Origin of the sequence: Nocardia sp. CC227C (assembly GCF_030767025.1) — a bacterium.
Classification (GTDB): domain Bacteria; phylum Actinomycetota; class Actinomycetes; order Mycobacteriales; family Mycobacteriaceae; genus Nocardia.
Window position 1 is genome coordinate 87294 of sequence record NZ_JASITE010000010.1, and the last position, 16986, is coordinate 104279.

23 protein-coding genes are annotated in these 16986 nt (G+C 69.2%); 13 read left to right on the forward strand and 10 right to left on the reverse strand.

Annotated features, from left to right (window positions below; all coding sequences use genetic code 11):
- Positions 1-59: 59 nt before the first annotated feature.
- Together QMO76_RS21015 and QMO76_RS21020 are read right to left on the reverse strand one after the other, a co-directional pair.
- Complete coding sequence (locus tag QMO76_RS21015) at positions 60-506, reverse strand: hypothetical protein (RefSeq protein ID WP_282786115.1); 447 nt, start codon at positions 504-506, stop codon at positions 60-62.
- Positions 507-591: 85 nt separating this feature from the next.
- Positions 592-1248, reverse strand: coding sequence for a PaaI family thioesterase (locus tag QMO76_RS21020; RefSeq protein ID WP_306363035.1), 657 nt, complete (start codon positions 1246-1248; stop codon positions 592-594).
- 117 nt (positions 1249-1365) lie between these two features.
- On the opposite strand from QMO76_RS21020, the gene QMO76_RS21025 reads away from it, so the two are divergent.
- The 8 genes from QMO76_RS21025 (at position 1366) to QMO76_RS21060 (ending at position 7646) form a co-directional block, all read left to right on the forward strand.
- Positions 1366-2259, forward strand: coding sequence for a 1,4-dihydroxy-2-naphthoyl-CoA synthase (locus QMO76_RS21025; protein WP_306363036.1), 894 nt, complete (start codon positions 1366-1368; stop codon positions 2257-2259).
- A 40-nt stretch (positions 2260-2299) separates the two neighbouring features.
- A complete protein-coding gene (locus QMO76_RS21030) occupies positions 2300-2698 on the forward strand; it encodes a VOC family protein (RefSeq protein ID WP_306363037.1) in 399 nt (132 codons plus the stop codon).
- A gap of 107 nt (positions 2699-2805) precedes the next feature.
- The gene (locus QMO76_RS21035) at positions 2806-4071 is read left to right on the forward strand and encodes an inorganic phosphate transporter (RefSeq protein WP_306363038.1); all 1266 of its coding nucleotides are present in this window, start codon (positions 2806-2808) and stop codon (positions 4069-4071) included.
- Positions 4072-4080: 9 nt separating this feature from the next.
- Positions 4081-4350, forward strand: a complete 270-nt coding sequence (locus QMO76_RS21040) for a hypothetical protein (protein WP_306363039.1) — start codon at positions 4081-4083, stop codon at positions 4348-4350.
- A gap of 26 nt (positions 4351-4376) precedes the next feature.
- Positions 4377-4799 carry a DUF3349 domain-containing protein gene (locus tag QMO76_RS21045; RefSeq protein ID WP_306363040.1) on the forward strand — a complete coding sequence of 141 codons (423 nt, stop codon included), beginning with the start codon at positions 4377-4379 and terminating at the stop codon, positions 4797-4799.
- Between the two features lie 101 nt (positions 4800-4900).
- Positions 4901-6037 carry an o-succinylbenzoate--CoA ligase gene (menE, locus tag QMO76_RS21050; protein ID WP_306363207.1) on the forward strand — a complete coding sequence of 379 codons (1137 nt, stop codon included), beginning with the start codon at positions 4901-4903 and terminating at the stop codon, positions 6035-6037.
- A 148-nt stretch (positions 6038-6185) separates the two neighbouring features.
- Positions 6186-6635, forward strand: coding sequence for an SRPBCC family protein (locus QMO76_RS21055; RefSeq protein ID WP_306363041.1), 450 nt, complete (start codon positions 6186-6188; stop codon positions 6633-6635).
- 141 nt (positions 6636-6776) lie between these two features.
- Entirely contained in the window at positions 6777-7646 is an 870-nt protein-coding gene (locus tag QMO76_RS21060; RefSeq protein ID WP_306363042.1) for a 1,4-dihydroxy-2-naphthoate polyprenyltransferase, read from the forward strand.
- A 183-nt stretch (positions 7647-7829) separates the two neighbouring features.
- Here QMO76_RS21060 and QMO76_RS21065 read toward each other — a convergent pair whose 3' ends face one another.
- The 5 genes from QMO76_RS21065 to QMO76_RS21085 form a co-directional block, all read right to left on the reverse strand.
- Positions 7830-8210 carry a phage holin family protein gene (locus tag QMO76_RS21065; protein ID WP_306363043.1) on the reverse strand — a complete coding sequence of 127 codons (381 nt, stop codon included), beginning with the start codon at positions 8208-8210 and terminating at the stop codon, positions 7830-7832.
- 36 nt (positions 8211-8246) lie between these two features.
- The gene (locus QMO76_RS21070; protein WP_306363044.1) at positions 8247-8831 is read right to left on the reverse strand and encodes a Clp protease N-terminal domain-containing protein; all 585 of its coding nucleotides are present in this window, start codon (positions 8829-8831) and stop codon (positions 8247-8249) included.
- A complete protein-coding gene (locus QMO76_RS21075; RefSeq protein WP_029926011.1) occupies positions 8831-9052 on the reverse strand; it encodes a helix-turn-helix domain-containing protein in 222 nt (73 codons plus the stop codon). The genes QMO76_RS21070 and QMO76_RS21075 overlap by 1 nt, the downstream gene beginning before the upstream one ends.
- A gap of 293 nt (positions 9053-9345) precedes the next feature.
- Positions 9346-10431 carry a PLP-dependent cysteine synthase family protein gene (locus QMO76_RS21080; protein WP_306363045.1) on the reverse strand — a complete coding sequence of 362 codons (1086 nt, stop codon included), beginning with the start codon at positions 10429-10431 and terminating at the stop codon, positions 9346-9348.
- Positions 10428-10736, reverse strand: coding sequence for a DUF4229 domain-containing protein (locus tag QMO76_RS21085; RefSeq protein WP_306363046.1), 309 nt, complete (start codon positions 10734-10736; stop codon positions 10428-10430). The genes QMO76_RS21080 and QMO76_RS21085 overlap by 4 nt, the downstream gene beginning before the upstream one ends.
- A gap of 226 nt (positions 10737-10962) precedes the next feature.
- Here QMO76_RS21085 and QMO76_RS21090 point away from each other — a divergent pair, with 226 nt between their 5' ends.
- Positions 10963-11196, forward strand: a complete 234-nt coding sequence (locus tag QMO76_RS21090; protein WP_051037783.1) for a BldC family transcriptional regulator — start codon at positions 10963-10965, stop codon at positions 11194-11196.
- A gap of 68 nt (positions 11197-11264) precedes the next feature.
- A complete protein-coding gene (locus tag QMO76_RS21095; protein WP_029926019.1) occupies positions 11265-11465 on the forward strand; it encodes a hypothetical protein in 201 nt (66 codons plus the stop codon).
- Between the two features lie 126 nt (positions 11466-11591).
- Here QMO76_RS21095 and QMO76_RS21100 read toward each other — a convergent pair whose 3' ends face one another.
- From QMO76_RS21100 to QMO76_RS21110, 3 genes are read right to left on the reverse strand one after another with little or no spacing between them, the layout of a single operon-like run.
- A complete protein-coding gene (locus QMO76_RS21100; RefSeq protein WP_306363047.1) occupies positions 11592-12428 on the reverse strand; it encodes an ABC transporter permease in 837 nt (278 codons plus the stop codon).
- A complete protein-coding gene (locus QMO76_RS21105) occupies positions 12425-13393 on the reverse strand; it encodes an ATP-binding cassette domain-containing protein (protein WP_306363048.1) in 969 nt (322 codons plus the stop codon). The genes QMO76_RS21100 and QMO76_RS21105 overlap by 4 nt, the downstream gene beginning before the upstream one ends.
- Positions 13394-13423: 30 nt before the next feature.
- Positions 13424-13924 (reverse strand): nitroreductase family deazaflavin-dependent oxidoreductase, encoded by a 501-nt coding sequence (locus QMO76_RS21110; RefSeq protein WP_306363049.1) that lies wholly within the window; start codon positions 13922-13924, stop codon positions 13424-13426.
- 98 nt (positions 13925-14022) lie between these two features.
- Here QMO76_RS21110 and QMO76_RS21115 point away from each other — a divergent pair, with 98 nt between their 5' ends.
- The 3 genes from QMO76_RS21115 to QMO76_RS21125 all read left to right on the forward strand — a co-directional run bounded on the left by QMO76_RS21115 (position 14023) and on the right by QMO76_RS21125 (position 16921).
- Positions 14023-14703: a TetR/AcrR family transcriptional regulator C-terminal domain-containing protein gene (locus QMO76_RS21115; RefSeq protein ID WP_306363050.1), complete on the forward strand. Its 681-nt coding sequence runs from the start codon at positions 14023-14025 to the stop codon at positions 14701-14703.
- 94 nt (positions 14704-14797) lie between these two features.
- Positions 14798-16339, forward strand: a complete 1542-nt coding sequence (locus QMO76_RS21120) for an MFS transporter (RefSeq protein WP_306363051.1) — start codon at positions 14798-14800, stop codon at positions 16337-16339.
- A gap of 18 nt (positions 16340-16357) precedes the next feature.
- Complete coding sequence (locus tag QMO76_RS21125; RefSeq protein WP_306363052.1) at positions 16358-16921, forward strand: TetR/AcrR family transcriptional regulator; 564 nt, start codon at positions 16358-16360, stop codon at positions 16919-16921.
- Positions 16922-16986: the final 65 nt, after the last annotated feature.

Sequence of the window (16986 nt, forward strand, 5' to 3'; positions counted from 1 at the left end):
GCCGGTGCCACCCCGACGGTTTCGCGGCCCACTCGGGGCCGCGAACCGACCGGTTTCAGTTAGCCAGCGTGCCGCTGCACCAGATCGCCGACCCGCGGAAGGGCCTCGGCGACATGCTTCTTCGCCGACGACCGCATCGAGTTGTAGACCTTGGTCAGGGCCGGACGCGACGACGCCGCGGCGCGCTCATCGGTGACAGCCAGCAGCGCCTCGGCAACCTCGTCCTGCTTGGCGACCAGCAGATCGGCGAAAGAGCCTGCCCCGCCGGCCTTGTACTCGGCCCAGTAGGGCTCGAGCTTCTCGACGAACTTGGGCGCGAAAGACGACAGCGCGTCACCGACAATGGTGGGGCTGACCTTCTTCACCGCGGCGTAGCCGCCCTTGACAGCCAGACCCGACGCGCCGCCCTTATCCGACACCTCCGCGTCGAGAACCGACTGGGCATCGGCCAGGAAGGCCGCGCGCTTGGTGTCGTCGAGCAGGGATTCAGACAGTGCTGCAACCACTTTCAGGTTCCTCCGGATAGGTTTGCGATGAACGAGCGCACGCAACTATACGCACCGGTGCCCGAGCACACACGATGCCGACGCGCTACGGCTGCCAAGGCAGCAACTGCACCATAAGCCCTTCACAATCGGCCAGCAGCGTTTCAGATTCATCCAATAGCCGTGCGCTGACGAAGGTTTTGCGTCCCTCGACCCGATCCACGGTCCCTACCACCGTCAATGGCGTTTCGATGGGAGTGATCTTCCGGTAATTCACATGCAGGAAGGCAGTCCTGCTGATCGGCCGACCGGCGTAGTGCACGAGCGTGCCGAACAAGTCATCGAACAGCAACGGCAGCACGCCGCCGTGCACCGCGCTGTTGCCGCCCACGTGATATCGCCGGAACTCCCCTCGACTGCGCACCCCGTCCGGGCCCGCCTCGACCACCCGCCAGGGCGGCATCAGCAAACTGCCGCGCCCCGGCAGCGCGGTGGCGCGCCCGGCCGGACTCGCCAACTCCGGTGCGCGATAGGGCTCGAGCAGATCGATGAGTTCCCGCGCCTGCCGCAGCGCCCGCCCGTACACCTCGTCCGGGGCGTCGACCGAGACGGCGAGATCCTGCAGGGTGCGCATGGCCTCCACGAACGATCCGAATTCCGGTGCGGGACGCGCCTCGGCGATCTTGGGAAATCCGCCGTGCCGCTCGTACCGATCGTGGTCCACCGCGCTGGCGTCGATAACAGGTTTCGGACGTTCGCTCATACCAGCACGGTAGCGGGTGTTTTTACACCGTCAAGCGGAAGCTGGCGCGGAACCCGCGCCGCAGCTCACACCCGGGAGCGGCCGAATGGACAGCGATCGCCCGCTATGTTCGAGCGCGTGACCTTCAATCCGACGCTGTGGCGGCCCGTCCCCGGGTTCGAGAACCTCACCGACATCACCTATCACCGGCATATCGACCAGGGCACCGTGCGCATCGCGTTCGATCGGCCCGAGGTCCGCAATGCCTTCCGGCCGCATACCGTCGACGAGCTCTATCGCACGCTCGACCACGCCCGGATGACCTCCGATGTCGGCGCGGTGCTGCTCACCGGCAACGGACCCAGTCCCCGCGACGGCGGCTGGGCCTTCTGCTCCGGCGGCGACCAGCGCATCCGCGGCCGCAGCGGCTACCAGTACGCCAGCGGCGAGACCGCCGACACCGTCGACGCCGCCCGCGCCGGACGCCTGCACATCCTGGAGGTGCAGCGGCTCATCCGCATGATGCCCAAGGTCGTCATCGCCCTGGTCAACGGCTGGGCCGCGGGCGGCGGGCACTCCCTGCACGTCACCTGCGACCTCACCCTCGCCTCCCGCGAACACGCCCGGTTCAAACAGACCGACGCCGACGTGGGCAGCTTCGACGGCGGCTACGGCAGCGCCTACCTCGCCAAGATGGTCGGGCAGAAGTTCGCCCGCGAGATCTTCTTCCTCGGACGGCCCTACACCGCCGAGGAGATGCACCACATGGGCGCGGTGAACGCCGTGGTGGACCACGAGGAGCTCGAGAACGTCGCCCTGGAGTGGACCGCCGACATCCTCGGCAAGTCACCGCAGGCCATCCGCATGCTCAAGTACGCCTTCAACCTGACCGACGACGGTCTGGTCGGCCAGCAACTGTTCGCCGGGGAGGCCACCCGCCTGGCGTACATGACCGACGAGGCCGTCGAGGGCCGCGACGCGTTCCTGGAGAAGCGGAAGCCGGACTGGAAACCCTACCCCTGGCACTTCTGATCGGGCCGGATGCGGCCGCGTCGAACAAGGAGGTTCGGTCATGGACATTCTCGGTAGCCGGGTGATTCTGCGCCCGGCCGACTACGCGACCACGCTGGCGTTCTACCGCGAGGGTCTCGGACTGGCCGTCGCGCGCGAATACCCGGGCGGGACGGTGCTGTTCGCCGGGCAGTCGCTCGTCGAGGTGGCCGGGCACGGGCGGGACGCGGACGCGCCGCGGGGGTTCTCGGGCGCCATCTGGTTGCAGGTGCGCGATGCCGCGGACGCCGCCGCCGAACTCGCGGCGCGCGGGGTGCCGATCGACCGCGCGCCGCGGCGGGAGCCGTGGGGGCTGATCGAGATGTGGGTGCGCGACCCGGACGGAGTGCCGATCGTCCTCGTGGAGGTGCCCGCCGACCACCCGCTGCGGCGCGACTCCCGCCCGCCCGCCGAGCACTGAGGCGCGACCGCTCGGACGGCGGACCGAGCGCATAGCATGCCGCCCGCTGTGATCCCGTGCGGAGTGGCGGTTAACGGGACATTAACGGTGTGCCGCAAACTGGGGGCGTGTCTGCCGAACTGCTCGTTCTGCTGATCGTGGTGTGCACCGCGCTGGCATTCGATTTCACCAACGGATTCCACGACACCGCGAACGCGATGGCCACCTCGATCGCCACCGGTGCGCTGCCCCCGCGCCGGGCCGTGCTGCTCTCCGGTGCCCTCAACCTCATCGGCGCGTTCCTGTCGGTCGCGGTCGCGGCGACCGTCACCGACGGCATCGTCCGCCTGGACGAGGTGAGCGGGAAAGCACTGCTCGACATCGTGTTCGCCGGACTGGTCGGCGGCATCCTGTGGAATCTGTTCACCTGGCTGCTCGGGCTGCCCTCCAGTTCCTCGCACGCGCTGTTCGGCGGGCTCATCGGCGCGACCGTCGCCGCCCTGGGCTGGAACGGCGTGGTGTGGGCGGCCGGTGACAAGGGCGTGCTCTTCAAGATCATCATTCCGGCCCTGCTGGCCCCGGTGGTGGCCGCACTGGTCGCCTGCCTCGCCTCCGGGCTGGTCTACCGGATCACGCGCGGCAGCAACGCGAACACCGTGGAGCGCGGATTCCGCTGGGGCCAGATCGGTTCGGCCTCCCTGGTCTCGCTGGCGCACGGCACCAACGACGCGCAGAAGACCATGGGCATCATCTTCCTGGCCCTCATCGCGCACGGCTCCGCCACCGCCGGCGACCCGCTGCCGCTGTGGGTGATCACGTCCTGCGCGATCGCCATCGCCGCGGGCACCTGCCTGGGCGGCTGGCGGATCATCCGCACCCTCGGCAAGGGCCTGGTGGACATCGCGCCGCCGCAGGGCTTCGCGGCCGAGGCCACCAGCGGCGCGATCATCCTCACCTCCGCGCACTTCGGCCTGCCGCTGTCCACCACACAGACCGTGACCGGCTCCATCCTGGGTTCCGGGCTGGGACGGCCCGACGCCGAGGTGCGCTGGGCGGTGCTGGGCCGCATGGTCGTCGCCTGGGTGCTCACGCTGCCGATGGCGGGCATCGTCGGCGCGGTGTGCTGGGCGATCCTGCACGGCATCGGCGACACCGCGGGCACGCTGGTGGTCTTCGGGCTGCTCATCGCCGCGGCCGCCCTCATCTGGCTGCGATCGAGGCGCACCGCCGTCGGCTCGCGCAATGTCAACGACGAGTGGCAGGGCACCGTCGCGCCGCCGGGTCCGACCGGGCAGCCGGGGACCGCCGCGGAGTCCGGGTCGGCCGAGCGCCGGGCGGCCGCCGTCGCATCCGGCCCGGCGGAGTCCGAGACCGCCGCCAACGGAACCGGGTAGGAGTCACGAATGCACACCTTGCTGTCGAATCTCACCGATCTGGGCCAGGTCGCGCTGGCCGCCGTCGTCTTCGGCGCGGGACTGCCCGCGGTCTTCGCCTTCGGCATCCGCTTCCGCGCGCGGGTCGACGACGGGGCGGACGGCGGTACCCGGGCCGTCGCGCAGGCCGTGTCCGGCCTCTGCTTCGCCGTCGTGCTGATCGCGGTGGTGGTCGGTGTGCTGTTCATCGCCAAGGGCTTCCTGGCCTCGCGACTCGGTATCCACCTGTTCGGCGCGTGACGCCGCCGCGAAGAGAGGAACAGGCCGTGAACTCCCCCGAACACCCCGAACGACCCGAACAGCCGGAGGAATCCCGGCACGCGGAGCACACCGCGCGGCCGGAACACACCGACCTGCTGGAGGCCGCACGCAATTCGCTGCGCCAGTCCGGGTCGATCCTGCGCAAGGTGCTCGACTGGCTCAAAGCCGGTTACCCGCAGGGCATCCCGCAGGACGACTACGTGGCACTGCTCGCCGTGCTGCACCGGCGGCTCACCGACTACGAGGTGCGCATCGTGGTCGAGGAACTGGTGCGCGAACGCCGGGCTACCGACGAGATCGACCAGGAGGAGATCGCCGCCGCCATCGCCCGAGTTGCCAAGGAGCAACCGGGCGAGGACGATATCGCTCGGGTGGCCTCCCGGCTCGCAGCGGGCGGATGGCCGCTGGCGACACCGACGTCCGATTGACCGACGACCACCATCGACCACGGACGCGGACCCACAGTCGCGCGTCCACCCCGAGACATGACACGATCGCGAACGTGAGCAGCACCCTGCGGACCCTCCCCATGCCCACCGGCGCCGCGGTGGGAGAAGTACTGCCGCATCTGCGGGAGGCCCTGGAGGGCAGTGGCCCGGCGTGGCTTCCCATACCCACCGCCGATCGCCGTGAGGCGCACCGGCTCAGCAGCGCCCTGCGTCCCGGCGAACCCATCGAGGACGACGTGGCGCTGGTCGTCACCACCTCCGGCACCACCGGAGTCCCCAAGGGGGCCATGCTGTCCGCGGCCGCGCTGCGCGCCAGCGGCGAGGCCACCCACGAGCGGCTGGGCGGGCCCGGACAGTGGCTGCTCGCGCTGCCGACCCATCACATCGCCGGTATCCAGGTGCTGCTGCGCAGCATTCTGGCCGGGACCGAACCGGTCGTGCTGGACGTCTCCGACGGCTTCCTCCCCGAGGGTCTGGCGAGTGCGGTGGCCGGGATGCGGGGGCCGCGACGCTACACCTCGCTGGTGCCGACGCAGCTCATCAAGGCTCTCGACGAACCCGTCGGCACCGAGGCGCTGGCGCGGTTCGACGCCGTCCTGGTGGGCGGTGCGGCCACCCCCGCACCGGTGCTGGAGCGGGCGCGGGCGGCGGGCATCAATGTGGTGCGCACCTACGGCATGAGCGAGACCTGCGGCGGCTGCGTCTACGAGGGCGTACCGCTGACCGGGACCGAGATCCGCATCGAGGACGGGCGCGTCGTATTGGGCGGGAACACCCTGGCCAACGGCTATCGCGGGCTGCCCGACCACCCGGCCTTCGCCGAACCCGGCTGGTTCCGCACCGAGGACGCGGGTATCTACGAGAACGGCGTGCTCACCATTACCGGCCGCCTCGACGAGGCCATCATGACCGGTGGGCTGCTGGTGATCCCGCAGGTCGTGGAGGCGGTGCTGGCCACGCATCCGGCGGTCGGCGAATGCGTGGTGCTCGGCCTGCCCGACGAACGGCTCGGCCAGCGGGTGGCGGTGGCCGTGGTTCCGGCGGTCGGCGCGACGCCGCCCACCCTGGACGCATTGCGCGAGCACGTGATCAAGGAGTTGGACGCCATCGCCGCGCCGCGGGAGCTGGCGGTGCTCGACGATCTGCCGCAGCGCGGTCCGGGCAAGCCGGACCGGGTGAAACTGCGCGAACATCTGCTCGCCGACTCCACACATTGACCACATCTCATCCGTAGCGTCCGGCCGTGCGGAATGCGTGGACGCAGGGGGGAGATCCACTGCTGGCCTTCCTCGCAGTCGTAGGTGAGCTGCGGGGACGTGTCGGATTCGCGCGGTTGCGCGCCCCGCACCGCTTACGCTGATCTTCATGGCCGATTTCGAACTCGCGCGGCAGACCGTGATCGCGGCCGAACCGTCACGGATACGCGCGCTCATCGACGACTTCCACCAGTGGAAAACGTGGTCGCCCTGGGAGGATCTGGACCCCGACCTGGAGCGCGTCTACTCCGGAGCCGATCGCGGGCTCGGCGCGAAGTACGACTGGAAGGGCAATCGCAAGGCCGGGCAGGGCTCGATGGAGATCACATCGGTCACCTCCGACACGGTCGGCATCCGCCTGGAGTTCGAGAAGCCGTGGAAGGCCAGCAACCAGGCCAGCTTCGAACTGCGGCCGGTGGACGGCGGCACCGAGGTCACCTGGCGCATGACCGGTCAGCGCACCCGCATGATGACCATGCTCGGCAAGCTCATGGACAAGCTCATCGGCAAGGATTTCGAGAAGGGCCTCGCCCGGCTCAAGGCCGCCGCCGAGTCCTGACCACCGGTGGGGGATCCGGTTGCGCGGGACGCCGCGCCCGCGCACCGGGACGACGTTCGTCGCCGTCAGCGCCATGAACCGACCGGGCGGTGCCGATACTCGCGGTGCGCCGCGCGGGTACCGCGCATTAGGCTTCCGATCATGGCAACAGCTGGACAGTGGATCGAGGGTGCCCGGCCGCGCACGCTTCCGAATGCGATCGCACCGGTTCTGGTGGGCACGGGAGCCGCGGCCTCGATCGACGGGGCGGTGTGGTGGAAAGCGGTGCTGTGCCTGCTGCTTTCGCTGTCGCTCATCATCGGGGTGAACTACGCCAACGACTATTCCGACGGCATCCGGGGCACCGACGACGAGCGGGTGGGCCCGCTGCGGCTGGTCGGATCGAAGCTGGCGAGCGCGGCGGCGGTGCGCAATGCCGCCATCGCCTGCCTGGCGCTGGGTGCGGTGATCGGCCTGGTGCTGGTGTCCACCACCGCCTGGTGGCTGATCCTGGTGGGCGCGGCCTGCCTGGCCGGGGCATGGTTCTACACCGGGGGGCGGAATCCGTACGGATACAGCGGTTTCGGGGAGATCGCGGTCTTCGTGTTCTTCGGCCTGGTGGCGGTGCTGGGTACCCAGTTCGTGCAGGCCGAGCGGGTCGATTGGGCGGGACTGGTCGGGGCCGTCGCGGTGGGTTCGTTCTCCAGCGCGGTGCTGGTCACCAACAATCTGCGCGATATCCCCACCGACACGGTCTCCGGCAAGCTCACCCTGGCCGTCCGCCTCGGCGACACCCGCACCCGCACACTGCATATCGCACTCATGGCGGTGCCGTTCCTGGCCAGCCTGGCGCTGGTCGCCCGCACGCCCTTCGCCCTCGCGGGGCTGCTCGCCCTCCCGCTGGCCGTTCGCGCCAATGCGCCGGTGCGCTCCGGTCGGGGCGGTCCCGGGCTGATTCCCGCCCTGCGGGACACCGGTCTCGCCCTGCTGCTCTGGTCGGCGCTCACGTCCCTCGCTCTCGGCCTGGCCTGAGCATCGGGGGCCCGTCTCGCGCGGCGGCCACGGCGTCACACACCGGATGCGGTGGAGGGCATCACCTCTGGGCGTTCTCGGCATGCGAACCAGCGACGCCGCCCCGGCCGCGACATGCGGCCGGGGCGGCGCACTCCCGGAACCACCGGGCGGCGGGAGGCGCGGGGCTCCGCGCGGGGCGGCTCAGTCGCGATCCGGCACCAGAATGCCGAGCACCCAGTTCACCAGCGTGATGATGATGCCGCCGAGCACCGCCGCCCAGAATCCCTCGACGTGCAGCTGATAGTCGGTGTATCCGGTGATCCACGAGGTCAGCCACAGCATGAGGGCGTTGATCACCAGCAGGAACAGGCCGAGGGTGAGTATCACGAGAGGCAGTGACAACAGCTTCACGATGGGCTTCACGAAGGCGTTCACGATCGTGAAGACCACGGTGACCACCGCGAGCACCAGCAGCTTGCTGGAGGTGGTGTCCTCGGGGGCGAGGATGTCGATGCCGGTCACCCACTCGGAGGCCACCCAGATGGCCACACCGGTGATGATCAAGCGGAGCAGGAGCGTCATGCAGCGATCGTAGGCCCGAAATGCCGGGCCGTCCGGTCACGCCGCGCGATCGAGCAGCGCGTGCGTCGCCCCGCGCAGCCGCGTCACCGCCGCGTCTCCGCCGATGAGGTCGCGCACGGTCGGGGTCGGATCGCGCAGCATGCCGAGCAGGACGTGCGCTGCCTCGATGCGGTTGTCCTTGCGCGCCAACGCCTCCCGCAGCGAGAGTTCGAGCGTCTGCTTGGCTTCCCGGGTGAAGGGGAGGTGGCCGGAGTTGCCCTTCCCGCGGCCGAACAACCCCCGCCGCTGCTGTTCCGGCGGCTCGGCGCGCTCCAAGGCGTCCTCGCCGAAGGTGGCTTCCAGACTTTCCCGCACCGCGTCCAGATCGATGCCGATGGACTTCAGCGCGGCGGCGTCCTCCGCACCGAGAGGCTCCCCGCCCCGCTTGCGCGCCAGGGCTTCTCGCACCCCGGCCGCGGTGATTCCGGCCTCGCCGAGCAGCTCCGTCAATGCCCGGTCGGAGCCGTCGAGCAGCCCCAGCAGCAGATGCTCGGGCCCGATGGTCGGCGCGCGCAGCTCCCGCGCCTGCTCCTGAGCCCCGATCACCGCGAATTTGGCTGTCTTGTCGAATCGTTCGAACATCAGCGGATCCCACCTCTCCGGTTGTACTTCTGGTGGACCGCCTGGCGGCTCACCTCGAGCGCGTCCGCGATCGCCTGCCAGGACCAGCCCTGTCGTCGGGCGTTGGCCACCTGGATGGCTTCGAGCCGCTCGAGCAGCCGACGCAGTGCGAGCACCGCGCGGAGCCCGACCTGCGGGTCGGGGCTCCCGGCGGCGGCCGCCAGAGTCGTTGCCTCACTCATGAATGTCAATTTACGTTGACACTCGGGATGGTGTCAACAAAAATTGACACCGTTCCGGCCACAGACCCCCGAGCGCCCATCGCGGACATGCGCCCGATAGCGCTCGAATGGCTCGAAACGTCAACGGGTGTTAACGAAAAAAGCGACAGCAAGGCGCGGCCGCGACGCCCGCGGAGCCCGATGCGGCCCACAGCGCGGCCACTTCAGCAAACAAGCAGCTATCGGAAATGCGCTTGGTCACAACCAGCGAACGACGCCTCGCATAGCACGGAAAACGCTGTGCCGTGCGGAAACTAGGCAGACCACTGACCGGTGGCCAGGAATTTGGTGAGTACGGCCTCCGGTTCGGCCAGGCTCAGACCCTGGCCGGCAACCCACTCGTCATTGAAATAGGTTCCGGCGTAACGGTCTCCACCATCACACAGCAGGGTCACCACGCTGCCCGCGCGCCCCTGCGCCATCATCTCCGCGATCAGGGCGAACGCACCCCACAGGTTGGTGCCGGTGGACCCGCCCACCCGGCGGCCCAGGGCCCGGCCGGCGAAACGCGCCGCCGCGATGGACGCCGCGTCGGGCACCTCGATCATGGTGTCCACCACCTGGCCGATGAACGACGGCTCCACCCGCGGCCGCCCGATCCCCTCGATCCGCGAGGGCATTCCGGTCTGATAGCCCACGTCGGCCAACTCGTAGCCACCGTAGAAGGCCGAGTTCTCCGGATCGACCACCGCCAGCCGGGTGGCATGCCGCCGGTACCGGATGTAGCGGCCGATGGTGGCGCTGGTGCCGCCGGTGCCCGCCCCTACCACGATCCACTCCGGAATCGGATGCGTCTCCAGTTCCAGCTGCTGGAAGATGGATTCCGCGATGTTGTTGTTACCCCGCCAGTCGGTGGCCCGCTCGGCGTGGGTGAACTGGTCCATGTAGTGGCCGCCGCATTCGGCCGCCAGCCGCGCCGCCTCCGTATAGATGTCCGGCGCGCGCTCCACGAAATGGCAGCGACCGCCCTGCGCCTCGATGAGCGCCACCTTCTCCCGGGAGGTCTTGGCGGGTACCACGGCCACGAAGTCCAGGCCCAGCAACTGGGCGAAGTACGCCTCGCTGATCGCGGTCGAGCCGCTGGACGCCTCCACCACGGTGGTGCCCTCGGTGACCCAGCCGTTGCAGATCGCGTACAGGAACAGCGATCTCGCCAGCCGATGCTTGAGACTGCCGGTGATGTGGGTGGATTCGTCCTTGAGATACAGCTGCACGCCCCACTCGGCGGGCAGCGGGTAGCGCAGCAGGTGGGTGTCGGCGCTGCGCTGGGTGTCGGCGTCGATCAGCCGCACGGCATTGTCGACCCAGGCGCGCGGGGTGCTGCGCTCGCAGCGCTTCACGCGTCCTCACCCCGCAGGCGCGAGCGCAGCTGCTCCCGGTCCCTACGGCGTTTGGCGTCGACGACGGCGATGTCCTGGTTCACCTTGGTGCGCAGCCCCTTGAGCAGCGTCATGGACAGGGGCATGGCGATGAGCAACGCGAACAGCGCGGCCACGATGAGCGGGACGTCCACGCCCACCAGCTGCGCCGCTCCGATGATGGCCGCGGTGAGCGCGACGACCATGGCCAGCCGCGCCAGCGTGTAGAGGGCAAGATTGCGTGCCAGGCGGCGGCCCGCACCGTCGGGTCGGGAAGCGTCACTCACGGGCACCAGGGTATGCGACGGGCATTCCGGCATTCGTCGCACCCTCGAATAAACGATCGCTGGATATTCGCTACAAAGCCGTAATTCGTGACAGCGAACACAGTACGGATATCCGTTTTGTCTATTACTTCCCCTTTACCAAACTGAGACCGTTCGAACACCCGGGGGTGACAGTGCAACGATGTCGCTACTGATGAGGGATCTGTCGATACGGAAAGGTTTGCGAATGACTGCGTTCACCGCGGCGAGCCGCGTATTGGGTTCCGTCAACGGCCAGGACACACTGCTCACCCCTGGCCAGGTGGCTGCCCTGTTCCACGTAGATCCGAAGACCGTTACCCGCTGGGCCCACGCCGGTCGGCTCGGCTCGCTGCGGACTCCGGGCGGACATCGCCGGTTCCGCGAAGCAGAAGTCATGCAACTCTTGAGGTCGCTCACCACCGAGGCGACTCGCGGCTAGTTCGTTTCCCGTTCCACGGTGCCGCGGGTACGCACACGGATTACCCTCGTTGGCAGGAGGTGAGCGACGTGACGTACCTGTTGGCACTCATCGCGGTGGTGGCCGTCGCGGTGCTGTGCTGGAAGGCTTTCGGCCCTCAGCGATCAACCGGCACCGGCCCGACATCCAGGCCACGCAACCGTGTGATCGGTCCCGACGACGATCCGGAATTTCTCTGGCGTCTGTCCCGTCAGCATCGGGACGGCGAACCCGGTTCCGCGGAGCACTGACACTCCCGGAACAGCAAGAGTCGGCCCGCCTCCCTCCGACGCCGACACCATGAATTGGCGAATCCCCGCGGATGATCTTCATCCGCGGGGATTCTTTCGTGATCTGCGCGACGCCCCTGCCGAAGGTCAGCGCTCGCGACGGTAAAGCCGCATCGTCACCGGACCGAATACCGCGACCAGCACGGCGCAGGTGAGCAACACCCAGCCGATCTCGGTGCCCGCCGGGTGCCCGTGCATCACCCCGCGCACGGCGGTGACCAGATGCGATACCGGATTGACCGCGACGAACGACTCCAGCCAACCGGGCAGGGTGGCGGGGTCCACGAAGATATTGCTGACGAAGCTCATCGGGAACGTCACCAGGATGGCCAGGAACATCACCGACTCCGGGGTGCGGGCCAGCAGCGCCAGGCTCGTCCACACCCAGGACAGGCACCAGGCGAACAGCAGCACCAGCCCCATCCCACCCAGCAGGCCGGGCAACCCCGCGTCCGGCCGGAAGCCCAGCAGCATGCCGACGCCCACCACCACGGTGGCCGCCATGGCATAGCGGGACAGATCCGCCAGCAATGCCCCCACCAGCGGGGCGGGCTGCCAGATCGGCAACGACCGGAACCGGTCGAACACGCCCTTGCCGATATCGCCGTTGAGCGCGACCGCCGTCGACTGGGTGCTCATGATGACCGTCATGACCAGCAAGCCGGGCAGCACCGATTGCAGGTACTCCCGCACCGATCCGGCCAGCGCCCCGCCGAACAGGTAGGTGAACATGACCAGCATCATCAGCGGGAAGACGGTCACATCGGCGAGCTGATCCGGCACGTGCTTGATGCGCAGCACCGCGCGCCAGGCGAACGCCAGGGCGGTGGCCAACGGGCCGGGGCGGGGCGGACGCTGCCCGGCCGACAGCGCCGAGCGCAGCGGATCGGCGACGGGGGCCGGTGCGGTTGTGGTGGTTGTCATGCCGGAATCTCCTCGGGGGCTTCGGTTTCGGTGTGCTGACCGGTCAGTGCGAAGAACACTTCGTCGAGGCTGCTCTGGCCGACGTCGAAAGCACTGACCTCGATGCCGACGCGTGCGAGTTCGCTCAGGGCCGCACCGGCCCGTTCGGTATCGGTGAGCCGGGCCGACAAAGCCGCCGGATCCTCCTCGCGGTGCACCGGCACCGCGAGCACCCGCGCCAACAACCGTTCGGCGTCCTCGCGACGATCCGGATCCCGCAGCCGCACGTGCACCGCCCCCGCGCCGACGGACTCCTTCAGCTGCGCGGTCGTGCCCTCGGCGATGATGCGGCCGTGGTCGATGACCGCCAGCCGGTCGGCCAGCCGGTCCGCCTCCTCCAGGTACTGGGTGGTCAGCAATACCGTTGTGCCGTTGTCGGTCAGGGCCCGCACCGCGTCCCACACCCGGCCGCGGCTGCGCGGGTCGAGCCCGGTGGTGGGTTCGTCCAGGAACAGCAGGGCCGGGGTGACCACGATGCTCGCGGCGATGTCCAGGCGGCGGCGCATACCGCCGGAATAGCGCTTGGCCTGCCGGTCGGCCGCGGCCTCGAGTCCGAAGGCGGACAACAGCTCTCGGGCCCGATCGGCGGCGGCGCGGCGGCGGTGGCCGAGCAGCCTGCCCATCATGACCAGGTTCTCCATGCCGGTGAGATCCTCGTCCACCGAGGCGTACTGGCCGGTCAGGCTGATCCGGGCGCGCACCTCGTCGGTGTTGTCCACCAGGTCGTAGCCGAAGATGGTGGCCTGCCCCGCGGTCGGCCGGACCAGGGTCGCGAGCATGCGGATGGTGGTGGTCTTTCCCGCCCCGTTCGGGCCGAGGAATCCGTAGACCCCGCCCTCGGGGACGGTCAGGTCGACGCCGTCGACGGCGACGGTGTCGCCGAACTGCTTGCGCAGCCCTACGGCGTGAATGGCGTACTGGCCCATGGGTTTTCCCTTCGATTTCGGTCGGCGGAATCAGGACGCGACAGGTGAGCGGCGCAGGCGCAGCACCTCGTCCACGCCGAACACCCGCAGCAGCATCCGTTCGGACCTGGACTGGAACCGCGCGACCGAGGCGGCCGGGACGAGTTCGGGTTCGGTGACCCGGTAGGTGCCGCCCTCGTGCACCACCTCGGCGTTTCCGGCCGCACGCAGATTCGCGAGCCAGTCCGGGCTGGTGCCGTAGGGCAGGGAGACGACGAAGTCGTCACCGGCCTCGAGGATGCCGATCGGCGTTCGATAGGACTTGCCGCTCTTCCGGCCGGTGTGCCGGATCAGCGCGGCGGACGCACCCGGTTCCCCCGCGGTCCGCAGGACGCGCGGGTTGGTCACGCGGCGGTTGAAGCGGCGGACGGCCGCGACCGCGGGCCGGTAGCCCGAGCGCAGCGCCACCAGCACGAACAGCATCCAGAGCAGGCCCAGCCCCACCGGGGTGCCCACCACTACGGCGATCCAGATCCACATGGTCACATCCATTCTCTTACGTTGTAAGTCTTATATCGTAAGGCTGACATTACAACGTAAGGCTGTCAAGAGTGGGCAGCCTTACCGCGTACGGTAAATTGGGAATCGCTATGGCCACCGATCAACGCCCCCGGCTGAGCCGGGACCAGATACTCGACGCCGCCGTCGCCCGTGCCGACCGGGACGGCGTGGAGGCGGTCACCATGCGCAATGTCGCCACCGACCTCGGCGTCGAGGCGATGTCGCTCTACTACCACGTGGCGAACAAGGCCGAACTGCTCGACGGCATGGTCGAGGTGGTGCTGAACACCATCAACAAGGCCGTCGCCCACCTGGTCGCCGAATCCGCCGCCGACTGGAAACCCGTTCTGCGCGAACGCATCCTGATAGCCCGCCAGGTCCTGCTCCGCCATCCGTGGGCCCCCGGCGTTATCGGCACCCGCTCGATGATGACGCTCTCGGTCATCGACTACTTCGACGCCCTGGTCGGCATCCTGCGCACCGGCGGCTTCTCCTACGACCTCACCCACCACGCCATGCACGCCCTGGGCAGCCGCGCCCTCGGCTTCACCCAGGAACTCTTCGAACCCCCCACCGACCAAACCGACGACGAGGCCACCGCCACCCTGCAAGCCATGGCCGACCGCTTCCCCAATATCGCCGGCATGGTCACCGCCACCAGCCACGACCACGCCGAGCCCGGTCTCGGCTGGTGCGACGACCAGACCGAGTTCGAATTCGGCCTGGACCTCATCCTCGACGGCCTCGAACGCCTGCGCGGGGCTTTCTGACGTCGACCGCACCCTCCGACAGCGCCGCCACTCGCGATTAAATTTGAACGATGGTACAAATAGTACGTTGGTTCAACTAAGTCAGGGAGTGCGTATGCGTGCGGAATCACCGTCAGCCGCCGGATGGCGGCAGTGGGCCGGACTGGCCGTCTTGGCCCTGCCCACGGCACTGCTCGGGCTCGACGTGACGGCGCTCTACCTCGTCGTTCCCAGCCTGACCGCGGATCTGCGGCCGACCGCGACCGAGACGCTGTGGATCATGGACGCCTACGGCTTCCTCATCGCGGGCTTCCTGATCACCATGGGCACGCTGGGTGACCGCATCGGCCGCCGTCGCCTGCTGATGATCGGCATGGTCGCGTTCGCCGCGGCGTCGGTGTTCGCGGCGTTCGCGCCGAGCGCCCCCTGGCTGATCGTGGCGCGGGGCCTGCTCGGCGTGGCCGGTGCGACGCTGATGCCGTCCACCCTGTCCCTGATCAGCAATATGTTCACCGATGCGCGGCAGCGGGCGATGGCGATCGGCGTGTGGGCCACCATGTTCGCGCTCGGTATGGCGGCCGGACCGGTGGTCGGCGGTGTGCTGGTGGCGCACTTCTGGTGGGGTGCGGCGTTCTTGCTCGCGGTACCGGTCGGCGTGGTGGTGCTGGCCGCCGCACCGCTGCTGCTGCCCGAATTCCGTTCCGGCACCGGACGACTCGATCTGTGGAGTGTCGCGCTCTCGCTGCTCGCCCTGCTGCCGATCATCTACGCGATCAAACACGTTGCCGCACACGGCATCGACCTCCAGTCGGGGGCCGCCGCCCTGCTCGGTGCCGGTGCCGCCTTCGCATTCGTGCTGCGCCAGCTGCGCCTGCCCGAGCCGCTGCTCGACATCGGGCTCCTCCGCAGCCGCTCCTTCTCCGCCGCCCTGGCGGTGCTGTTCATCGGTCTCGTCGGCTTCGGCGGGGTGATGTACCTGGTCACGCAATACCTGCAACTCGTGGCGGGCCTCTCGCCGACGGCGGCCGGACTGTGGATGGGTCCACCGGCGCTGGCCATGCTGATCGGCGGCATCGGTGCGCCGCTGCTGGCCGGCCGGGTGCCGCCGGGCGTCGTCATGGCCGCCACCCTGGCGGTGTCGCTGATCGGCTACGGACTTCTCGCCCGCTCCGGGACCGACGGAAAACCGGCCGTGGTCATCGGATTCGCGTTCGTCTACCTCGCACTCGGCGTCATCCCGGCGCTCGGCACCGACATCGTCGTGGGCGCGGCACCGGCGACCAGGTCCGGTTCGGCCGCGGCGCTCTCGGAGACCGTCCAGGAGTTCGGCATCGCGGCCGGGGTGGCGCTGCTGGGCAGTCTCACCACGGCCGTCTACCGGAGTGCGGTCGAGACTCCTGCGGGCGTGTCCCGGCATACCGCCGAGTTGTACGGCGACAGCCTCGCGGGTGCCGACGCCGTGGCGGACCAGCTGCCCGCCGGGGCGCTCGAGCAGGCGCGCGCGGCGTTCACCAGCGGACTCGATATCACCGCGATCACCGCCGGAGCGGCCATAGCCGTCGCATCCATCGTCTGCTACCGGACGCTGCGCCACATCCGCCCGATCGGCTCGGCCGCCCCCGAACCGGAACCGCTAGCCTCGCAGCAGCGGCGGTGATCGGCGAGAGGGAGAACGGTGACTCATCCGGATACGGTCGACGGCCGCAAGGTGCGCGGTGAACGCCGCCGGGCCCAGATCATCGAGGCGACGCTGACCGTCGTCAACCGTGACGGCGCGGCCGGGGTGACCCACCGCACCGTCGCCAAGGAGGCAGGCATCACCACCAGCCTCACCCTCTACTACTTCGCCACCCTCGACGACCTGCTGGTCGCGGCCCTGACCAGCGTGACCGACGCCTACACCCACCGCATCCGCCAACTCGTCGCCACCGCCGCCGATCCCCTCGACGGCCTCGCCCGCATCATCGCCGAATCCGCGGGCCCCGGCCGCGAACGCGCCCTCGCCGAACGCGAACTCTCCACCCTGGCGGCCCGCCGCCCCGCCCTCCGCTCCGTGGCGCGCCGCTGGCGCGAAGGCGTCGCCGAACTCGCCCGAACCCGCACCACCGACCCCACCGTCATCGAATCCTTCGTCGCCCTGACCGACGGCCTGTGCACCTCGATCCTCCTCGACGACCACGACGCCGACCCGGAACACATCCACGCCCTGCTCACGCGAGCCCTTCCGCCGCGCGGGTGAGGCGAACCCGCGCGATCCCCGGCTACGTCACCCGGCATCCCGGACGATTGGTCGACACCGACCGA